Raw genomic sequence first — 18,615 nt, 5'->3', positions numbered from 1 at the left:
GCCGACTGGCCACTACTCCGGCGAATCGTCAGGGAGCGCTCAGGCGGTCGTTGCGAAGTCGTCAAGAAGAACGGCCGCCGCTGCTTCGACAAGGCGACCGACGTTGACCATATCGTCCCGGGCGACGACCACTCGTTGAGCAACCTCCGAGACATCTGCACCTGGCACCACGCCAAGAAGAGCAGTCAAGAGGGCAACGCCGCACGGGCTGCCCTGCGAGCACAGCTCAAGCACCCCGTAGAAGCGCATCCGGGGATCATCCAGGGGCCGCCAAGGCCACCCGCAAACAAGGGCTTCTAAGGGGGCGACATGGCTGGGCCGATTCCAAAGAGAGACGCCGAGCGTACTCGCCGCAACAAGGAGCCCGAGGGCAACGTGAGCCTGGCGAAGGGCACCGCCCTTGGTGGCGACCCATTCCCGGTCAAGGACCACTGGCACGAGATGGCCAAGGAATGGTACTCGTCGCTGTCCGACTCCGGCATTGCCGCGTTCTACGAACGCTCAGACTGGGCCACCGCGATGATCGTCGCCGAGGAGCTCACTCACTACTTCAACACCTCCACCTCGCGCCGAAGCGCGCAGATGCTCACCGCCCTGTTCTCCATGATGACGTCACTCGGCGCCACCGAAGGTGACAGGCGCCGTATGCGCATCGAGCTGGAGAAGCCGCAGGCTGCGGTCCAATCCACCGGCGTCACCGAGCTGGCCAAGTACAAGTCAAAGCTCGGCGCCAAGAACTAGCCGCCGAAGGGGTGAGCGCAATAGCCGAGATTGACCTCGAAGGGGTTGAACCCTCGCTCGAGGCAGCACTCGAGCTGTTCCCGCCCACCGACATCGGGCCGCTCTGGCAGAAGGATGCCGACGGCAACTGGCTCCTCCCCGAGATCACACTCGGCTGGCAGGTTCTCGGCTGGTGCGCCGAGTGGCTACAGATGCCCGACGGTAGTCCGTGGATTTTCACCGATGAGCAAGCTCGCCTCATCCTATGGTTCTTCGCCATCGACGAGCGCGGCCGCTTCAAGTACCGGCAGGCCGTCTACCAAGCCCTCAAAGGCTCTGGCAAGGACCCTGTCGCCGCCGTGCTGTGCATCGTCCACCTGATCGGCCCCTGCATCTTCAGCCACTGGGACGAAGATGGCGAACCAATCGCCAAAGACCACCCGAGCGCCTGGGTGCAGATCGCGGCCGTGGCCAAGGGCCAGACCAAGAACACTATGAAGTTCATCCCCTCGCTCCTGCCGGAGCGGACGCGAATTGCTTTCGGCAATGTTGACGTCCAGAAGGAAGTCATCTACGCCTACCATGGCCAACGCTTCCTCGAAGTCGTGTCGAGCGCCTCGCGCTCTCTCGAAGGCAACCGACCAACCTTCCTTATCTGCAATGAGACCCAGCACTGGTTGCCCTCACAGGGTGGCGTGGATCTCTACGAGACTGCCACTGACAATGTGCTGAAGACCGGCGGACGGTTCATCTGCATCACCAACGCCTACGAGCCTGGTGAAGACTCCGTCGCTCAGCGCATCCGCGAGGAGCAGGAGAAGGTCTGGGCCGGTACGTCTACCGATTCAGGCTGGCTTTACTGCTCTCGTGAGGCTCATCCTCAGAGCCCCCTGTCCACTGCGTGGACCCCCTACATCCTCCAAATTGTGCGCGGCGACTCCGTCTGGCTCGACATCGAGACCATCGTCACCAAGATGAATGACGGTGCCAACCCCGCCAACCGCTTCCGCCGCATGTTCTACAACCAGATCACTGCAGCCAGCGACTCGCTCATTGGACCGAGTGAATGGGACGGCGCGCTAGCGGCCGGCCAGTGGTACGGCGACAAGCGTGACCTGAAGCCCGGCGACGAGATCACCCTCGGCTTTGACGGTGGCAAGACTGACGATGCGACGGCCCTTGTGGCCACTCGAATCAGCGACAAGACCATAATCCCCCTCGCCATCTGGCAGCGCCCTGACGGCGCCGCAGGCGACGGCTGGCATATCAACGAGGCCGAGGTCGATAGCGAGGTTCACCTCGCATTTCAGACCTACAAGGTGCGGGCGTTCTACGCCGACGTCGCGCTCTGGGAGTCCTACATCGCCAACTGGTCAGAGGCCTACCGCGAGCTGCTGCTCATCAAGGCCAGCCCGCAGTCAGCGACCGGCTTCGATATGCGCGGCAATCAGCAGAAGATCGCACGCGGCGTGGAGGCATTCATCCAAGCCGTCCTCGACAAGCGGATCAAGCACAACGGCCACAAGCTGCTCAGGACTCACGTCCTGAACGCCAAGCGCCGACGCAACCGCTTCGGCCTCACCTTCGCCAAGGAGAACGCAGAGTCTCCCCGCAAGGTTGACGGCCTCGCCGCCGCGCTTCTCGCGGTCATGGCCATGAACGACCTCATCGAGTCCGGCAAGCAGCCTGCCCGCCAATACTCCCGCCGACTCGTCCAAAGCTAGGAGACCCATTGCCACAGGGCAACAATATCGAGACGGTCGCCGTCGATGTGGCAAGCAGCCTCAAGGACCGCATCGACGAAGCGCTCGGCACAATAGCTCTCGACAGAGATGCTCACCTGCTCAATCAGGCATACCTCAATGGCGTGCATACGCTGCCGAAGATTCCGACGTTTGCGACGCCTGAGATTGTCGAGCTGCGCAGACGCGCAGTCTTGAACCTCATGTCGCTGCTAGTCGGCATTCCGGCGCAGATCAGCTTCGTTGACGGCTTCCGCCGCGAAGGCGAGCAGTTCCCGAAGGAATGGCAAGCCTGGCTGCGCAACAACATGGCCTCCAAGCAGACGGCCATCTATCGCGCAGCACTCACCTACGGGGCGTCCTACGTAGCACTCGAGGAGCTGGGCAAGGGCAAGCCAAAGTACGCACTGCTGTCCACCAAGGACACGGTCGCGTTCTACACGGACCCCGTAAACGACCAGTATCCGCTCTACGTCGTGACAGTAAAGTCACACCCTAGCGATAAGGCCGAAGGCCGAATCGTCTACTACGACAACGAGCGAACAGTCCACTTCCGCACCACGAAGGATGGCCAGCGGACGGTGGTCGTCAATGGCGACATTCCCCATGCGCTGGGCTACTGCCCAGTCGTGCGCTACGTCTGCTCCCTTGATGATGAAGGCTCTGTTCGCGGGGTTATCGAGCCGGCGATCCCGGTCCAGGACCGCGTCAACCAAACGGCCTTTGACCTACTGGTCACGCAGACATTCTCCTCCTTCAAGGTCCGCTGGGCCGCCGGCCTGGTCGGCGAGCCAATGGTCAACCCGGATGGCTCGTTCATGCTGGACGGCGAAGGCCGTCAGCAGTACAGGCCGGTCGAGGTCTCCCAGTCGCGGATGCTCTCCGTTGACGACCCGCAGTCGAAGTTCGGAACGTTGGACGAGACGCCGCTTGACGGCTTCATCTCCGCCCTCGAGGCAGCCATCAAGCAGTTCGCGGTGATCGGCCAACTGCCTCCCCACTCACTGCTGGGCAACATGAGCAACCTAAGCGCCGAGACGCTGGTCGCTGCCATGGCGCAGACAATGCGATTCGGCCACGTACTGAAGACCTCGTGGGGCTCCTCTCACCAGTCGCTTATGCGCCTGACTGCAGCTGACATGAACCTCGGCGAGAAGGCGGCCGACGACTTTACGTCAGAGGTTCGCTGGCGCGACATGAGCGACAACACGCTGGGCGCTGTCATTGACGGACTCGGCAAGGCTGCGACCATGCTCGGCATCCCGCAGCGAGGCCTCTGGAGCCGCGTGCCAAACACCACCACTCAGGAAATCAAGGAGTGGGAGGAGATGGCCGACGAGCAGCAGGCTGAAGCTGTTTACAACGCCGCCGACCCTGTAGCCGCAAGCCGCCGACAGCAGCCAGCCACTCCGCGAATCCCGACCCCCGCCGAAGTGTTCAGTACGCCAAGTGGCAACGCTTAGCGAGATAGAGGCCATCGAGGAAGCCCACCGCGCCGCACAAGCGCGGCTGGGCATCATTAGCGCCTACCTCGCCTTGGCCGACTGGAACACCGTAAGCGCCGTAGCTGCCGCTGAGACGGCCGCAAGCTGGCTGGCCCGGTCTCTGCGCATGATCTTCGGAATACGGCGCTACAGCAGGCGTATAGCGCAGTCCCACTACCAACTGGCGCGGGCGCTTGAAACCGGCTACACGCTGGGCCTTCCCGAGTACGCGACGGACAGCACGCCGATCACCCTCGACGGGCTCCGCCGCCACTACATTGACCTGCTGCTCGAGATCGCCACCCTTGATACCGAGCGGCCGGAGGCCAACCCCGAAGGGGCTTGGCTCCACGACCGGCTGGCCGAAGAGATGGCGGCTGCAGAGCACGACGCTAACCGCCGCAAGATTCGGCTCGAAACCTCGACACTCGATCCCTACATCCAAGACCTGCTAGACGCAGCGGAAGCGGATCGGGACATCGAGGTTGACGAGTTCGAATGGCTCGACGACCTCACGGAAGAGGAAGTCGACGCCGCTTTCGGCAAGCTACTGAAGGTCAACGCGATAGACCTCTCAAAGGATGCTGCGGCCACCGTTCGCAAGAACGAGGAGCTCACGCCCGAAGAGGCGCTGGCTGAGATTCAGGACCGCCACGCTAACGCTGGCGCCATGGGCGCGGGCAAGGTCGACAAGTATGGCATTAGCGCAGGACGCGATGCCATCAACGACGCCATCAACAGCGACGGCCGGGTTGAAATGTTCGCACGCAAATGCGGACCAAACCCCTGCCACTTCTGCGCCATGCTCGCCTCTCGCGGCTTCGTCTACACCAAGAAGACGGGGTCGCTGACCAAGCGCTCCACGACTGTCGCGGGTAACGCAGGCAACTTCGAGGAAGGCCTAGACGGCCGGCCTCTGGATGTCCGCAAATTCCACGACAACTGCCACTGCACCATTATCAGTCGATGGGATTTGCAGTCGAAGCTTCCCGAGCAGAACCAGTTCTTCAAAGAACAGTGGCCGGAGGTCACTAAGGGTCTCGGGGGAAATGCCGCCATGAACGCATGGCGCCGCTGGATATACGCACGCCAGCGAGACCAGCTCGACGCACTGCGCGTCAGAGCCAACCAACCCACTTCATAAGTCCCAGGAGGACATGTGTCAGGCGAGAACAACGCGGCGCCCCAGGCGGGCGCCATTGAGCAGGAACCAGCAGCCCCTTCGTCAGAAGCCCTCGCGGGCTTGCCCGACGAGTTCAAGTGGCTGGCCAAAGAAGTCACCACCGCCCGGAACGAAGCGGCTCGCTACCGCACCGAGCGCAATGAGCTGCGCAAGAGCCTTGATGGCGCTGTGACAGCCGAAGACTTCGAGGCCGCCAAGACCGAATGGGACGGCAAAGTCCGTGACCTCGTGCGTCAGCAGATCATCAAGGATCACAAGCTGCCGGACGACCTTGCGGAGCTGCTCAAAGGCGATGACGAGGCCGCCCTTGCGGAACACGCCGCCAAGCTCGCCAAGTACGTGCCAAAGGAAACTCCCGAGCCGACAGAGCCTGTCGCTCCGGTGGAACCGGAGGCGCCTACGCCGCCGCCCCTGCCTCCTGTAGGCGGGCGCGACCCGGGAACTTCCGCAGATGACGTCGACCCGACCGACCTGGTCAAACTGGCGAAGTCGCAGAACTTCCACTAGTCCCCCACACAAAGCTCAGCCCCGTACCTGATGGTGCGGGGCTTCTCTATTTCTAGGAGATCGCATGGCCGTTGGTCAGCACACCGTAGTTAAGCCCGAAAAGATTGCAGCAGCAGCTGTAGTCGCCATCGGCGAAGAGTCCGTACTCACCAAGACTGTCGAACGCCGTTCGTTCGACGAGTTCAAGGGTGCAGCCGGCGACAAGATCACCTTCCGCGTCGAAGGTACGCTCCCCGTTCGCACGTACGAATGGCGCAATGACCGCGCCGACCAGATCGTCACAGACACCTACGTCGAGCAGACGGTCGACCTCACGGTCGAGCCCAACAACGACTACTCCGCCGTTGCGCTCATCGACGAAGCTCTCGAGTTCGACTTCGCAGGCGCCTGGGGCAAGCTGTTCAACGCTCAGATCAAGGCCGTAACCGGCGGCCTCGACCGCCGCGTGCGGGCACAGGTGCTCAACGCACCCTACGAGCGCATCATGGCTCTCGTCGCCTCCTCGGCCAACAAGGCCGCTGCACACGCCGACGGTGAAGACCTCGTCTTCAACTTCTTCTCCGACGTGCAGGCAGAGCTCAAGGCCCTCCGCAACCCGGACACCAACGTCGTTGCCGTAGTCGGCTCAGGCTGGGCCAACCTGCTTCGCAAGGCGTCCAAGTCCACCAAGAACGAAGGTACCGGCGACGGAGCATTTGCTTCCAACGTCATCGACACCTTCGCCGGCATCACTGCCGTGGAAGACCCGACGCTCGCCAAGAACGAGGGCTACGTCTACGCAGCCTCCGCAATCCTGCTGTTCACCGCCGCACCGAAGGTGCCGCTGGGCGCCGTCAAGGGTGCTGTGTCCAACCAGAACGGCTACGCGCTGCGCTGGATTCAGGACTACGACGCAAGCCGCCAGATCGACCGCTCCACGTTCAACTCGTGGATCGCGACCGGCGTTACCAAGGACAACCTGCGCCAGATCAATTCTGACGGCACGCAGGAAATCGTCTCCACCTCGCAGTACTTCGTGCGTGGCATCAAGATCGTCCTCGCGGCCGATGCCACTGCTGCAACCGCTGCTGAGATCAAGCCGGGCGACGCCAAGGCTCGCACCAACGGCAGCCTCGGCTCCTCCGCCACCTCCGACCTGGCCAAGGTCTACAACGACCAGCCGTTCGCTGGCACGCTGCCCGCTGGCGATCCGTTCACCATCGGCCACGACGTAGCCGTTCCGTAAGGAGCTTGAATGGAGCCTCTAGGCACCGTAGCAAAGGTCGCCGCCCGCGTGGGCGAGACGATCACTACGCCCGAGGAAATCGGTCTGGCCAACGCCATGCTCGAAGAGGCCTCTGCTCAGGTTCGCTTCTACGGTCTCCCCTGGGAGAACCCTGACGCCGCACCGGCTGTCGCTGTCACCATTGCGGTGGCGGCGGCAGCCCGGGGCTACCAGAACCCGAGTGGCCTCAAGATGGAGCGCGGAGACGCAGTCTCCATTGACGTTGACATTGACTACCGCAAGGGCGCCACGCTGACGGCCGGCGAGATCACCATGCTGAAGACCTTCAGCTCGCGTGGCCGCGTCATCAGCGTTCCACTCAGCAACCCCGACCGCTTCGTTGCGACCTCGGATTCCGCTGGCGCAGTGCAGGGCCATCCAGAGTACCTGTATCTAGACGCTTACCCCCGCCCATGGTGAGGTCACGGCTTCTGGATAGGGGCAGGGAGACGCTGATTATCTACGTCGAAGAGGCGGCCACCGATTCGCTCGGCAACACCATCAAGCGGCCCTCCGGCGACGGCATCACGCTCAAGGTCACGAGCTCCGAGGATCGCTCCTCAGACGCTGAACTGGCCGGGCAGGTATCCAACAAGGTCGTCAGGATTATGGCCCGCCAGGTGCCCGCTGGCAGCTGGTCACGAGTCGTCTACAACGGCGAAGAGTGGGACCTGGCCAGCCCGCCGCGCATGACGCCGGGTGTGACCAGCCGGCTGAAGCACATCGAGTTCACGATCCGCTCCCGCAACCAACTGCAGACGGACGCCTGATGGCTGAGTGGCTCGGCTTCATCTTCCCTAGTGGTGCTGATCGGCCCCTGAAGGGCCGTGGCAGCGTCGAGGATGAGGTCTCCCACCTCCCGGCTGTCAAGACGGAATTGAAGGCGCAGGCGTCCGCTCTAGCGGCTCGCGCTCGCTCCAACCTCTCACTCCACTACCGCCTGGGCAACGCCAAGATCGCCATCGTTAGCCCGCCCAAGACGAAGCTCGACTGGCATGTTGCGCTCTACGACGCGGGTCAAGGCGACAGCGTCCCCGACCGCACCGACAACGCCAACAAGAGCGCACTCTCCATCGAACTCGGCCACTGGCAGAAGACGAAGAAGGGCCGCGTCTGGGTTGACGGCATCCACGCCCTCGGCAACGCAGTCGATGACCGAGTCAGCAAGTACGGAAAGAGCTCATGAGCAAGATCACGATCCCGGTATTCGGCTCGACCGACGGCATGCTGATGGCCATCTTCCGCGACTTCTTTGCAGGTCAAGGCATTCAGATCGGCACGCTGTTTACGGAGGGCATGGCTACGCCAGCCATTGTCGCCAGGCGCGAACGCCGCTCCGGCAACGGAGAGGCGCGCAACGCTGATGACAGGTTCCTTGAGCCGGCCGTCGTCTCCATCAACACGCTGACCTCCGGCCTTGAGGCCGAGGCTGACGGCGCCGCTTTGCAGGAGATGTGCCGCATAGCACTCCGTCAGGCGCAGTTGGAGCAGAGAGCGTTCCCCGGCTTCGGCCACATCGCGTCCATCGAGAACTCGACGTCAGCTTCCCGCGTCTCCGACTGGGCAACCAGTACGGGCGTCGTGCAGTACGCCACCCTCCCGAAGGGTGTTGCGCGCTTCGAGTCGGTCTTCCGACTACTCATCCGCCCGCCCGTCACGGGCAGCGTAAACAACCGCTTCAGGCCACTCGGATAACGGGTGGCCTTTTCTGTGGGCTGACGCCCACGAGGAGACTTACATGGCACTTGATAACACCGCCGTACTGAAGGTTGGCACCGGCCACTTCTACACGGCCCCCATTGGCACCGCCCTCCCGGCTGACCTGCGCGCCCCCGGCGTCGCGTGGACCGAGATGGGTCACACCTCCATGCAGGACATCCTGTCCTCGGCCTCCGAAGGCGGCGACACCACCACGCTCGGCTCGCTGCAGGCGAAGACGCTGCGCCAGTCGGTGGCGGCTCGTACCGAGTCCTACAACATGAACCTGCTCCAGTTCGACAAGGACAGCCTGAAGCTGTACTACGGCGCCAACGCCGTAGTCACCGGAACCGGCACTGTGCAGGTTCCGCAGGACGCCACTCCGACTGAGGTCGCCTGGCTGGTCGTCTTCTACGACGGCACCACGACTGCCGGCATCTACGCCCCCAAGGCGTCGATCTTCCGCAGCGATGACCTGTCGATCTCCGACACCGAGAACCTGGCCACGCTGCCGCTGAAGGTCACTCCGCTGACCTACCTGACGAACGCCTTCGCCATCGAGTTCATCCCGCCGAAGGCCGTCAAGGTTCAGGCAACGGCTACCGCGTCACGCTCCGCTCAGGTCGTCTCGGCAATCACCGTGACCAACCCGGGCTCCGGCTACGCCTCCGTGCCCGCCGTGACCATCTCCGGGGGCGCAGGAACCGGCGCCACGGCGACAGCCGTGCTCACCAACGGCTCCGTCACCTCCATCACCGTGAACAACGGCGGCTCCGGCTACACCACGGACCCGACCGTCGCCATCGCCGCACCGTAAGGAATTTCATGGCCCTGAAAGACGAAGTTCCCGAGTTCATCGTCGGGACTCCCGACCTTGGCGGACAGCTCCGTGCTCTCGCGGCTGTCGTATTCAAGCTGTGCGAAGCCGAGGAAGCCCGCCTAGAGGCCGCTGACGCGGCCAAGGCTGCGGCTACCACCAAGCCTGCTTCCAAGCCCGTTACGCGGGCTGCTGCGAAGTAACGAAAGACCCCGTGTGGGCAGGAGCGGACACCTGCCCACACGGCTTTTCCCCTTTGTCCGCGACACCAAAAACTTCAGGAGTTGCAATGTCCGCAATAAAACTCTCCGACCTGCAGAAGGGTGCAGAGGAGAAGTACCCCGACTTCGAGATTGAGATGGAAGATGGCAAGGTTCACGCCTTCCAGCCGATCCTCCGGCTCGACAAGGCAGGCCGTAAGGCCGTTGTCGCAGCGCTCGACATCAGCAAGCGCGTACAGGAAGCGGGCGACGACAGCGACGAGGACTGGACCGACCTCTACTCCGACGCCTTCCGGCTGACCGCACGCAGCGTCTCCGCGTTCAACGCCATCAAGAGGTGGGCCGGCGAAGATCTGACCCGCTGGTCCTACCTGTTCGACCAGTACCAGGAGAAGACGAACGCGGGGGAAGCCTAGCCCTCGCGATTGAGCTGGACGCATACGGCGAAGAGATTTGGCTCGACCTCAAAGAGTTCTGGAACTTCGACCTGGTCGAGTTCATTGGCGGGCGGTCCTACGGGACCGTCGCCCAAATCTTCGCAATGATGCGCCACCTTCCCGAGGGTTCCCGCTACGTCGCCATCATGTCCGCCCCCATGGATGACGACGCGCAGAAGCCAGAGATTGACCCGGAAACGGAAGCAGCTTACAACCGCCGCTTCTGGACGAGCGACCGCAAATTGATTGCGCAAGAGATCAACGCAATCCGCGACCTGACGCTCGTCACCGGCAGCTGGGAGAAGGGCAAGGAGCCCAAGTTCCCCGTCGTTGGCCCGCCTGAATGGCGCGGTGAAACCGCCGCCAAGAAGCAGCCAGTGACTACCAACGACGTACTAAAAGCCCTGGGGTGGAATGGAGTGAACAGCTTTGGCTGATCTCAAACTAATCGGCGCGGTCGCCGTCAAGGTACGACCAGACGCCAAGGGCTTCCGGGGGGAGACCAAGAAGCAAGTCCTCAAGGAACTCGCAGGTCAAGAGTACGACGTCGTTGTCAACCTCGACCTTGACGCAACCGGCATCAAGGAGCGCGCCAAGAAGGCCGTCTCCGAAGTCAAGCGCGAAGTCGACCAGACGCTCAAGGTCAAGATTGGCGCCGACCCCGACGCGCTACGCAAGGCGTCTGCCGACATCAACAAAGTCCTGAAGGACTTCAAGATGGGCGACGTCAAGGTCGAGATGGACCGCGACTACCTGCAACGGGCTGGCAAGCAGCTAAACGACGCGCTGAACACTGCGTCGGCGGCCGGTATCAAAGTGGACGTGTCCACCGCCGAGGGCCTCGAGCAGGCCAAGAAGGATATCGACCACTTCCTCAAAGAGGAAAACGGCAAGCCGATCAAGTTCAAGGCTGACATGACCGGGCTCGACATCGCAGCGGCCCAGCTGAAATACGCCACCCGCGACCGCAAGGTCAACTTCTTTGTCGACGTCAACAAGAAGAGTCTGATCGTTGCCGAGGGGCTCATCAAGAGCCTCGCGGGCCTCGGCGTGCTGACCTCCGTCGGCACCAACCTTGAAGACTTGATCGTCAACTTCGACAAGTTCAGCCTCAAGTCGGCCGGCTGGGCAACTGCCATCGGCGGCCTGGTCAATGCCATCGCATTCCTTGGCACCTCAGCATTCACCGTAGGTGAAGGCATGGTCCAGTCCATCGGGCTGCTAGCCACTCTGCCCACCGCGCTGGCGGCTGTCGCCGCAGGCGTCATCATCAACGTCGCAGCATTCAAAGACTTCAAGGCAGCCATCGACGGCGACGCGAAAGCACTCGCCGCCCTGCTGCCCGAAGCACGCGCAGCGGCTAACGCCTTGCGCGGCACATGGACCTCCATTCAGAAGCCTGTCCAGAAAGCCTTCTGGGAGGGCATGGGCGACTCCATACAGCGCTTTGCCAAGAACACTGTCCCCGTACTGCGCGACGGCCTTACGTCGGTCGCTAACGACGTGGGGCGGTTCAACGCAGGCATCCTCGATTCCTTCGAGGAGATCGCCAAAAACGGCGACATGAAGAAGATGTTCGGCAACCTCGAAGGCTTCTTCCAGCAGGCGTCCAACGCCTCCAAGCCGTTCTTCGACGCGCTCAACACTCTCGGCCTTCGCGGCTCCGACTACCTGCCCCGCTTCGGCGGCTTCCTGACGGACATAGCTAAGGGCTTTGACGAGTGGGTCACTAAGGCCGACGAGGCTGGCAAGATCAACGTCTGGATCGAAAAGGGCGTACAGAGCCTCAAGGACATGAGCTCCGTAGGCCAGTCGGTAGTCGACATGTTCAAGGGCATCACCCGGGCAGTCAACGACGCAGGCGGCGGCGGGCTCCCCGAGTTCCGCGACAACATGCGCGGCATCGCCGACATCATGCTGGCCGAACCGTTCCGCAGCCGCATGGCAACCATCTTCGCCGGAGCCCGCAAGGGCGCCAGCGAGCTGAACGTCGGCGTCAAGGAACTGGGCGAGACCATCGGTCGCTCCGCAGGCTACATGAGCGAACTACTCATTGGACTCGGCAAGCTCGGCGGCGGGCTGCTGTCGGGACTCGCTAAGACTCTCGGCCAGCTGCAGTTCCAGACCGGCACGCTTGAGGGCATCCGCGACATGCAGGGCGCCCTCGGCGACCTCGGCCCCAGCTTCGAGGGGCTCGGCCGAATCATCGGCAACATGAGCCGCGTCGCTGGTGAAATCTTCAAGGGCGTCGCACCGGTCATCAACACGGTGGTCGACTTCCTCGACAAGTCCGTCGGCAAGTTGACCGGCAACCTCGAGAAGGTTGCCCCGTCGCTGACGGGCCTGGTCAACGCGCTGGTCACGGCGGCCTCCGGCCCCCTGACCCTCGTAGTCGATCTGCTCAATGCCACGCTGACCGTGTTCAACGGCATGCCGGAACCGATCAAGCTGGCAACAGGCGCCCTCGCACTCTTTATGGCGCTACGCGGCCCACTAGGTTCATTCCTGACCACGGCGCAGACCTCATTCACCAAACTCAGCGACGCCTTCAAGGGCGGCGCCAAGGCAGCCGAGTCGAACAGCAAGCTCATTGGCGGCTACATTTACAGCGCCGACGGAGCCGTTCGCAAGTTCGACGGCAAGCCGATGGTCAAGCAGCTCGAAGGCATCGGCACCAAGGCACTCGCCGTCGGCAAGCAGGTCGGCAACGGACTGCTTGCCCTGGCAGGCGGCCCCTGGGGGCTCGTGCTAGGCGGCGCGGCCATTGCCATCACAGCCATGGGCGACGCTGCGGCCAAGCAGAAGGCCAAGCTTGATGACCTCAAGAGCTCGCTCGACGGCCAGCAGGGAATCAACCCTGCAACCGAGAAGGTCATCGCCAGCCAGCTGCGGGCCAAAGAGTCGTTCCTTTGGCTTGAGCAGGCCTCAATCGCCGACAATGCATCCGCCATCGGCATTAGCCTGCGGGACATTCAGAAGGCCGCCGAAGGCGTGCCAGCCTCCATTCAGAAGGTCAACGACGCCCTCAAGAAGGCAGCGGATTCCCGCAACCCCTTCGAGAAGGTGGCCGACACCCTCAAGGTGCTGGGCAGCAACCAGACCCTGGGGCCACTGAGCAACTTCGCAGACATGCTGGGCACGGTCTTCGGCTCCGCCGGAGCCAAGACTGGTGCCGGCCTACAGAAGATCAAGGACGACCTAGCGGCAGCCCGCAAGGAAGTCGAGGAGACCTCCAAGCAGCTGGGCGTTCCTGTCGGAGTTTCGGCTGGCATCATGTCGGCAATCGAGACGCTGGCAGACAAGGCGTCCACCGCAGACGAGAAGCTGCGCGCAGTCAACGACATCATCCGCCAGATGAACGGCGACCAGGCATCCATCGGCGACGCCGTCCAGAAGTCGAATGACTCGGCCCGGGACTTCAACAAGAACCTGCAGGAGATTGTCGCCACGGCTCAGGCCGAGGGCAAGTCGCTGCCGGACCTCTTCAACAGGACGACGGGCGAGATCGATACTGTCTCCAAGTCAGGCTCCGACCTTCGGACGGAGCTGACGAAGGTAGCGGACGCAGGGCGCGACTCCGCGCTCAAGCTGGCACTTGCGCAGAAAGACCCGCAGACCGCAGTCACTACGCTCCGCACGGAGATGCAGAAGACCCGCGACCTGATTGCCAAGCAGCTTGAAGTCGGCGGCGTGCCGCCCGAGCAGATCGCAGCCATCCTCGCTCAGTTGGACCTTGACCCCGCGAAGATCGAGTTCCTGCTCAATCCCGAGTCGAAAGACAAGGCGCTGGCAGACCTCGCGGCAGCCAACGGTCAGGCTCAGGCAGCAGTCAAGCCCATCGGTCTTGACATCGACGGCTCCAAGATCGGCCCCGTACTAGGTGCGGCAACCGACAAGCTGGGCGTATTCAGCAACATCCGGCCGACGCCCACGCTCGATGCTAACGACGGCCCGTTCTCGCGGATCGTCAGCCAGGCCGAAGGCCGGGGCGTCGACTTTAGCGGGAAGACGCACACGACGAGCCTCGATGCAAACAGCTCGCCCTTCGACAAGGTCATCGGCGGCGTCAATGCGGCGGGCATCCTACTGGGTGGCACGACGTTCACCACAACGATCAACGCCATCGGCAACGCGCTGAGTGTCGTGACTGACCTGTGGAACACCATCAACAAGTTCAACGGCCAGTCATTCGCGTTCAACGTCGCAGCCTCCATCGCAGCCGCCATCACTGGCGACAAGCAGGCGAACGGCTCGATCCACAACGGCCCCGGCCGCTACGACCAGCGCTTCGCGCCCAAGTTCTTCGCGAATGGCGGCATCGAAAAGCACGTCGCACAGATCGCCCGCCCGTCAAGCAACCTGCGCGTCTGGGCGGAGCCCGAGACGGGCGGAGAAGCGTACATCCCGCTGGCCAGCTCGAAGCGCGCGCGCTCCGTCGCGATCCTCGACGAGGTCGCCAAGCGGTTCGGCTACTCACTCACCTCCAACATGGCGGCCTTTGCCAACGGCGCAGTCGTCGGCGGTCAGTCAAGCGGGGGCGGAGTCAGCCTCCACATCGACGCCTCCCCGGGCGTCGCTTACCAGTACGCCCGCGAGGTGGCTGCGGAAGCAACCACGAAGCTCCGCGACATGCAGGTGCTCTACGGAATCTAACCAGTAAGGACTCACATGGCTTCGATCGCCTACGCCGCTCCCCCGGTGGACATGCTGGCAACAGCCCGCCTGCCGCAGGGGATGCGGATGACCTGGGAGTCGTGGGATGGCGAGACGTGGGACATTGCCACGGGCGCTGAGGGCGTTGCCCTCATGCCCGGAGTGCGAGGTCTGAATATGCCGCCGACAAAGCGACACACTCAGACCTCGCCGGCAGTCCACGGCTCCCGCCGCACCGGCTGGATCAGCGCCGAGCGCGAAGTGTTCTGGCCGCTACTGGTCTACCGCGAGGCTGGCCAGTACGACTGGGCCAAGCTGGACGGTGACTTCTGGCGCAGCATGCACCCGGACCGCCCCGGCCTCTGGTCAGTCACTGACCCTAGCGGCCGGACGCGGAAGTTGACCTGCGTCTTCGACAATGACGGCGGCCACGCCACCGACATCCTGCCCTCAATTCAGGGGTGGGAGAAGTACGGCATCTACCTGGCGGCCGAGCAGCCCTTCTGGGTTGGCGAGACACTGAAGCGCGGCTGGTCAGGCTCCGGCGGAACGAACTTCTTCGGCTCCGGCGCCCCGTCCTTCAACATCTCCACGGCCTCGTCAGCCTCCTCCGCCACCATTAGCAACCCGGGCGACCTTGACGCGTGGCCCAGGTGGACCATCGTCGGACCCAGCACCTCAACCACCATCGGCATCCCGGGCCGCACCATCAGTGTGCCGTTCAACGTGCCCGCAGGCAAGGCGCTGGAAGTCGACACCGACCCCAGCCGCCAGACCGTGCTCTACGGAGACTGGGTGCCGGATGCCCTCGGCGGCTTCGGGCACATTAGCAACGTCAGCAGCCGGTTCAGTGACATGGGCGCTGTCGACTTCGCTCCGGTTCCGGCCGGCGAAGCCGTGCCGCTCTCCATCACAATCAACGGTGGCGGCGTGGTGCTCATGCAGCTGACGCCCCGCCACTTCAGGGCGTGGGGCAAGTGACAACCGAGAACCCGTTCAAGATCACCGTCTACGACAAGAACCTTGTCCGCAAGGCGATCATCAGCACGCCGCTGGAGATGCGCTGCATCCCACGCCACAACATGGTGGGCACCGCAAGCTTCAGCGTCTCACTCGACCACCCGGCGCTCGGCGACTTGATGGTGGCTGGGAGCCGCGTAGTCATCCACTACAGGGGCAAGCAGGCACTTAGTGGCATGGTTATGCCTCGCAGCATCAATGGCCCCTCTATCAGCGGCTCAGCGACTTTCATCGTCGAAGATGACCTCGCCCTCCTGCGGCAGGTTCTCGGTTGGCCCGTTCCCTGGTCCGCCATCACCAATCAGGCAGGCTCCGAGAAGTATGTCGTCACAGCGCAGGCCGAGACCGTCATCAAGGCGGCAGTCACTGCCAACGCCACCAGCCGACTCGGGCTGAATATCACCACCGCTCCCAACCTTGGGCGCGGTGCAGTGGTCACGCTGGAAATCCGCATGGAGCCGCTACTCGACACGCTCATCGCGCTGGCCGAGAGCGCAGGACTCGGCATCTCCGTCAAGCAGGGTGCGACCGGCCTGGTGCTGGATGTCTACGAACCCTCCGAATACGCGCCGCTCCTTAGCGAGGAGTCGGGAATCGTGCAGGACTGGTCATGGACCAACACCCCGCCAGCGGCCACTGACGTAATCGTAGGCGGCCGTGGAGAGAAGCAGGGGCGCGAGTTCAGGCGGTTCACCGACAACACGGCAGCGGCCCTCTGGGGCCGCCGTACCGAGACGTTCATTGACGCCAGCGACGTCGGCCAGCGGCTCAACGACTGGTACTCCCGCAAGGAGAGTGCGCAGGAAGATTACGACCGCAAGGTGACGTCATTCAACGAGGACAGCGCCGAGTTTGACCGGCTGATCGGCGCGACATCAACCGCGTCGAGCGCCCGCTCGGCGGTGGACGCGACATACCCCAGCGGCTCCACGGAGCGCTCTGACGCGCTCTCAAACTACGAGACGCTCAGCGGCCAGAAGACGTCGGCTGAGTCGCAGGCGAACAGCTCGCTTGCCGCCAGGAACGCAGCAGCCGCGACGCTGACTGCGATCAACGCCGAATACCAGGCAATCCGCGACGAGTACGAAGCGCTAATCGCGGCACGCGCCAGCGAGAAGCTTGCGGAGTCCAGCGAGAAGACCGGTATCCGCATGGTGCTGAGCGAGACCGACGGCTTCCGCTACGGCGACGCAGTCTCGGTTGGGGACAGAGTCTCCATGATGGTCGGCCCCTCACTCTCAATCACCGACACGCTGCGCGAGGCCGAGCTGACATGGACCTTCGACAGTGGCGTGACCGCCACCCCCTCCGTCGGGGAAATCACCGACAACCCTGACCGCGTCTTTGCACAGGCGCTCCGAAACTCTGCAACACGTATCAGAAAAATAGAGGTGAAGTAAGCATGGCCTTCACAAGCATTGGCTATGACGGCTCCGTCAACGAACGGCAATGGGCCGAGCTTGTCCCGTCCGTCGGCTCCTCCACCTACGGCATCAAGGAAGCTGACGACCTGAAAGTCAGCTCGGTCCCCGGGCAGCCGCTGACGGTCTCCGTCGCATCTGGCAGCGGATGGGGCCACGGCGTGCTCGACACTGAGCTGGCGAACACCACCATCACCTGCGACAGCATTACCTCCGGCAGCCGCTGGGACTTGATTGCACTCCGCCGCAACTGGCAGCCGCTGGCCGGCGGCCCGACGTCGGTGGTCAAGATCACCGGCACTCCGGAGAAGAAGATTCCCGACAGCCGCAAGGTGGAGCCGGGCGTCGAAGACGACCAGCCGCTGGCGCTTGTGCAGTGGGTCGCCGGGCAGACGCAGCCTGCAACGATTGTCGACTTGCGCTGCTGGGCAGGCAACGGCGGCATGGTGGCCAAGGATGAGCTGGCGCTCACCTACCTCAACAAGCTTGGCGCTCAGGTGAAGATCGGAACCGGCAACTGGGCCTACGGGCCGCTGGTCAACGACTCGCCAGGCTGGACCAACGAGGACGGCTCCGGGCCGTGGACTGCACTGCAGCTCGGCTCCGGCTGGGCCAACATCGGCACCAGCGTCACGCAAGCCCGACTTGTCGGGCGTGGCGCCTTCCTTCATGTCATCGGCGACGTTCGCTACAACGGCCCCATGACGCCCTCTGAGGGCTGGGTAGTTGCGAGTCTTCCGGCAGGGCTGACGCCCGCCGAAACGACGTTCATCCCAGGCACCAACGACCAGTACGCGAGGGCCGCCGTCTACTACGTGACGCCCTCCGGAGTGAAGATCGGCCCCAAGCCGGTCGGAACCTACTGCCAGTTCAATGGCCTCGCGGCAATGAAGTAGGGCCAGTATGACCAACTACGCATTCGACATGCAGCTTGTTGTCGACCCGTTCAACACTTCCAACGTGGTGGCCAATGGTCAGATTTACATCTTCGACCCGGCGGACACCACCAACCTCAGCCCCCTGACGCTGACGGACCCCAACGGCCTGCCGCTGAGCAATCCGCTGTTCTCCAACTCCAACGGCTTCCTGCCCGCATTCGTCGCAACGATGCCGCAGGTCAAGTGGGTCTCCGGCGGATTCGTCGGCTACTTCAGCTCATACGAGGGTCTGCGTGACGCGGCGCTCGAAGCAGTGGCCAAGCTCGACGGCCTGAGTATCGGCGACGTCACTACCGGCGAGGCAGGCACTGACGCTGAAGCGACCGTCACTGGTGACTCGGCCAAGCAAATCAACCTCGTCATCCCACGCGGCCCCCAGGGGCCGCCGGGGTTGGCAGGCCTCTCCAATATCGCTCTGGACGAAGACGGCACCCCCTACTTCGTCGCTGGCAGCAATGCCGTCCAAATCCTCGCCGACATCGACGGCTCCCCTTACTTCGTCTAGGAGAC

Annotated in this window: 19 protein-coding genes; all 19 read left to right on the top strand. The window is 63.2% G+C overall.

The window, feature by feature from the left end; all coding sequences use genetic code 11:
• Window positions 1–309 precede the first annotated feature (309 nt).
• The 19 genes from AC07YR_RS04065 (at window position 310) to AC07YR_RS03975 (ending at window position 18,610) form a co-directional block, all read left to right on the top strand.
• Window positions 310–741 (top strand): phage terminase small subunit, encoded by a 432-nt coding sequence (locus tag AC07YR_RS04065; RefSeq protein WP_494733130.1) that lies wholly within the window; start codon window positions 310–312, stop codon window positions 739–741.
• Window positions 742–752: 11 nt separating this feature from the next.
• Window positions 753–2,444, top strand: a complete 1,692-nt coding sequence (locus AC07YR_RS04060; protein WP_494733129.1) for a terminase large subunit domain-containing protein — start codon at window positions 753–755, stop codon at window positions 2,442–2,444.
• An 8-nt stretch (window positions 2,445–2,452) separates the two neighbouring features.
• Window positions 2,453–3,925, top strand: a complete 1,473-nt coding sequence (locus AC07YR_RS04055; RefSeq protein ID WP_494733128.1) for a phage portal protein — start codon at window positions 2,453–2,455, stop codon at window positions 3,923–3,925.
• Entirely contained in the window at window positions 3,912–5,090 is a 1,179-nt protein-coding gene (locus AC07YR_RS04050; protein ID WP_494733127.1) for a VG15 protein, read from the top strand. Before AC07YR_RS04055 ends, AC07YR_RS04050 begins: the two co-directional genes overlap by 14 nt.
• A 15-nt stretch (window positions 5,091–5,105) precedes the next feature.
• On the top strand, window positions 5,106–5,636 hold the full coding sequence (locus AC07YR_RS04045; protein WP_494733126.1) for a hypothetical protein: 531 nt from the start codon (window positions 5,106–5,108) through the stop codon (window positions 5,634–5,636).
• Window positions 5,637–5,700: 64 nt separating this feature from the next.
• A complete protein-coding gene (locus AC07YR_RS04040) occupies window positions 5,701–6,861 on the top strand; it encodes a hypothetical protein (protein WP_494733125.1) in 1,161 nt (386 codons plus the stop codon).
• Window positions 6,862–6,870: 9 nt separating this feature from the next.
• A complete protein-coding gene (locus tag AC07YR_RS04035) occupies window positions 6,871–7,320 on the top strand; it encodes a hypothetical protein (protein WP_494733124.1) in 450 nt (149 codons plus the stop codon).
• Window positions 7,314–7,670 carry a hypothetical protein gene (locus tag AC07YR_RS04030; RefSeq protein WP_494733123.1) on the top strand — a complete coding sequence of 119 codons (357 nt, stop codon included), beginning with the start codon at window positions 7,314–7,316 and terminating at the stop codon, window positions 7,668–7,670. Before AC07YR_RS04035 ends, AC07YR_RS04030 begins: the two co-directional genes overlap by 7 nt.
• Window positions 7,670–8,086 (top strand): DUF5403 family protein, encoded by a 417-nt coding sequence (locus AC07YR_RS04025; RefSeq protein WP_494733122.1) that lies wholly within the window; start codon window positions 7,670–7,672, stop codon window positions 8,084–8,086. The genes AC07YR_RS04030 and AC07YR_RS04025 overlap by 1 nt, the downstream gene beginning before the upstream one ends.
• A complete protein-coding gene (locus AC07YR_RS04020) occupies window positions 8,083–8,595 on the top strand; it encodes a hypothetical protein (RefSeq protein ID WP_494733121.1) in 513 nt (170 codons plus the stop codon). The genes AC07YR_RS04025 and AC07YR_RS04020 overlap by 4 nt, the downstream gene beginning before the upstream one ends.
• 43 nt (window positions 8,596–8,638) lie before the next feature.
• Window positions 8,639–9,415, top strand: a complete 777-nt coding sequence (locus AC07YR_RS04015; RefSeq protein ID WP_494733120.1) for a phage tail tube protein — start codon at window positions 8,639–8,641, stop codon at window positions 9,413–9,415.
• An 8-nt stretch (window positions 9,416–9,423) separates the two neighbouring features.
• Window positions 9,424–9,618, top strand: coding sequence for a hypothetical protein (locus tag AC07YR_RS04010; RefSeq protein WP_494733119.1), 195 nt, complete (start codon window positions 9,424–9,426; stop codon window positions 9,616–9,618).
• Between the two features lie 86 nt (window positions 9,619–9,704).
• A complete protein-coding gene (locus AC07YR_RS04005; RefSeq protein ID WP_494733118.1) occupies window positions 9,705–10,052 on the top strand; it encodes a phage tail assembly protein in 348 nt (115 codons plus the stop codon).
• Window positions 10,053–10,177: 125 nt separating this feature from the next.
• Window positions 10,178–10,510, top strand: a complete 333-nt coding sequence (locus tag AC07YR_RS04000; RefSeq protein ID WP_494733117.1) for a hypothetical protein — start codon at window positions 10,178–10,180, stop codon at window positions 10,508–10,510.
• A complete protein-coding gene (locus AC07YR_RS03995) occupies window positions 10,503–14,726 on the top strand; it encodes a hypothetical protein (protein ID WP_494733116.1) in 4,224 nt (1,407 codons plus the stop codon). The genes AC07YR_RS04000 and AC07YR_RS03995 overlap by 8 nt, the downstream gene beginning before the upstream one ends.
• 15 nt (window positions 14,727–14,741) lie before the next feature.
• Entirely contained in the window at window positions 14,742–15,707 is a 966-nt protein-coding gene (locus AC07YR_RS03990) for a hypothetical protein (RefSeq protein WP_494733115.1), read from the top strand.
• Window positions 15,704–17,146 (top strand): Gp37-like protein, encoded by a 1,443-nt coding sequence (locus AC07YR_RS03985; protein WP_494733114.1) that lies wholly within the window; start codon window positions 15,704–15,706, stop codon window positions 17,144–17,146. The genes AC07YR_RS03990 and AC07YR_RS03985 overlap by 4 nt, the downstream gene beginning before the upstream one ends.
• A 2-nt stretch (window positions 17,147–17,148) precedes the next feature.
• Complete coding sequence (locus AC07YR_RS03980) at window positions 17,149–18,063, top strand: hypothetical protein (RefSeq protein ID WP_494733113.1); 915 nt, start codon at window positions 17,149–17,151, stop codon at window positions 18,061–18,063.
• 7 nt (window positions 18,064–18,070) lie between these two features.
• On the top strand, window positions 18,071–18,610 hold the full coding sequence (locus AC07YR_RS03975; protein ID WP_494733112.1) for a hypothetical protein: 540 nt from the start codon (window positions 18,071–18,073) through the stop codon (window positions 18,608–18,610).
• Window positions 18,611–18,615: the final 5 nt, after the last annotated feature.

The organism is Arthrobacter sp. GW460-12-1-14-TSB2 (assembly GCF_059423525.1).
Note: the sequence above shows the minus strand (reverse complement) of the source record. Positions and strands in the feature narration are given on the sequence as shown.

Excerpts from the sequence above, each read along its gene's own strand:
- AC07YR_RS04065 (WP_494733130.1), top strand. The coding sequence starts at position 310 with ATGGCTGGGCCGATTCCAAAGAGAGACGCCGAGCGTACTCGCCGCAAC.
- AC07YR_RS04040 (WP_494733125.1), top strand. The coding sequence starts at position 5,701 with ATGGCCGTTGGTCAGCACACCGTAGTTAAGCCCGAAAAGATTGCAGCA.
- AC07YR_RS04035 (WP_494733124.1), top strand. The coding sequence starts at position 6,871 with ATGGAGCCTCTAGGCACCGTAGCAAAGGTCGCCGCCCGCGTGGGCGAG.
- AC07YR_RS04030 (WP_494733123.1), top strand. The coding sequence starts at position 7,314 with ATGGTGAGGTCACGGCTTCTGGATAGGGGCAGGGAGACGCTGATTATC.
- AC07YR_RS04025 (WP_494733122.1), top strand. The coding sequence starts at position 7,670 with ATGGCTGAGTGGCTCGGCTTCATCTTCCCTAGTGGTGCTGATCGGCCC.
- AC07YR_RS04020 (WP_494733121.1), top strand. The coding sequence starts at position 8,083 with ATGAGCAAGATCACGATCCCGGTATTCGGCTCGACCGACGGCATGCTG.
- AC07YR_RS04015 (WP_494733120.1), top strand. The coding sequence starts at position 8,639 with ATGGCACTTGATAACACCGCCGTACTGAAGGTTGGCACCGGCCACTTC.
- AC07YR_RS04010 (WP_494733119.1), top strand. The coding sequence starts at position 9,424 with ATGGCCCTGAAAGACGAAGTTCCCGAGTTCATCGTCGGGACTCCCGAC.
- AC07YR_RS04005 (WP_494733118.1), top strand. The coding sequence starts at position 9,705 with ATGTCCGCAATAAAACTCTCCGACCTGCAGAAGGGTGCAGAGGAGAAG.
- AC07YR_RS04000 (WP_494733117.1), top strand. The coding sequence starts at position 10,178 with ATGATGCGCCACCTTCCCGAGGGTTCCCGCTACGTCGCCATCATGTCC.
- AC07YR_RS03990 (WP_494733115.1), top strand. The coding sequence starts at position 14,742 with ATGGCTTCGATCGCCTACGCCGCTCCCCCGGTGGACATGCTGGCAACA.
- AC07YR_RS03980 (WP_494733113.1), top strand. The coding sequence starts at position 17,149 with ATGGCCTTCACAAGCATTGGCTATGACGGCTCCGTCAACGAACGGCAA.
- AC07YR_RS03975 (WP_494733112.1), top strand. The coding sequence starts at position 18,071 with ATGACCAACTACGCATTCGACATGCAGCTTGTTGTCGACCCGTTCAAC.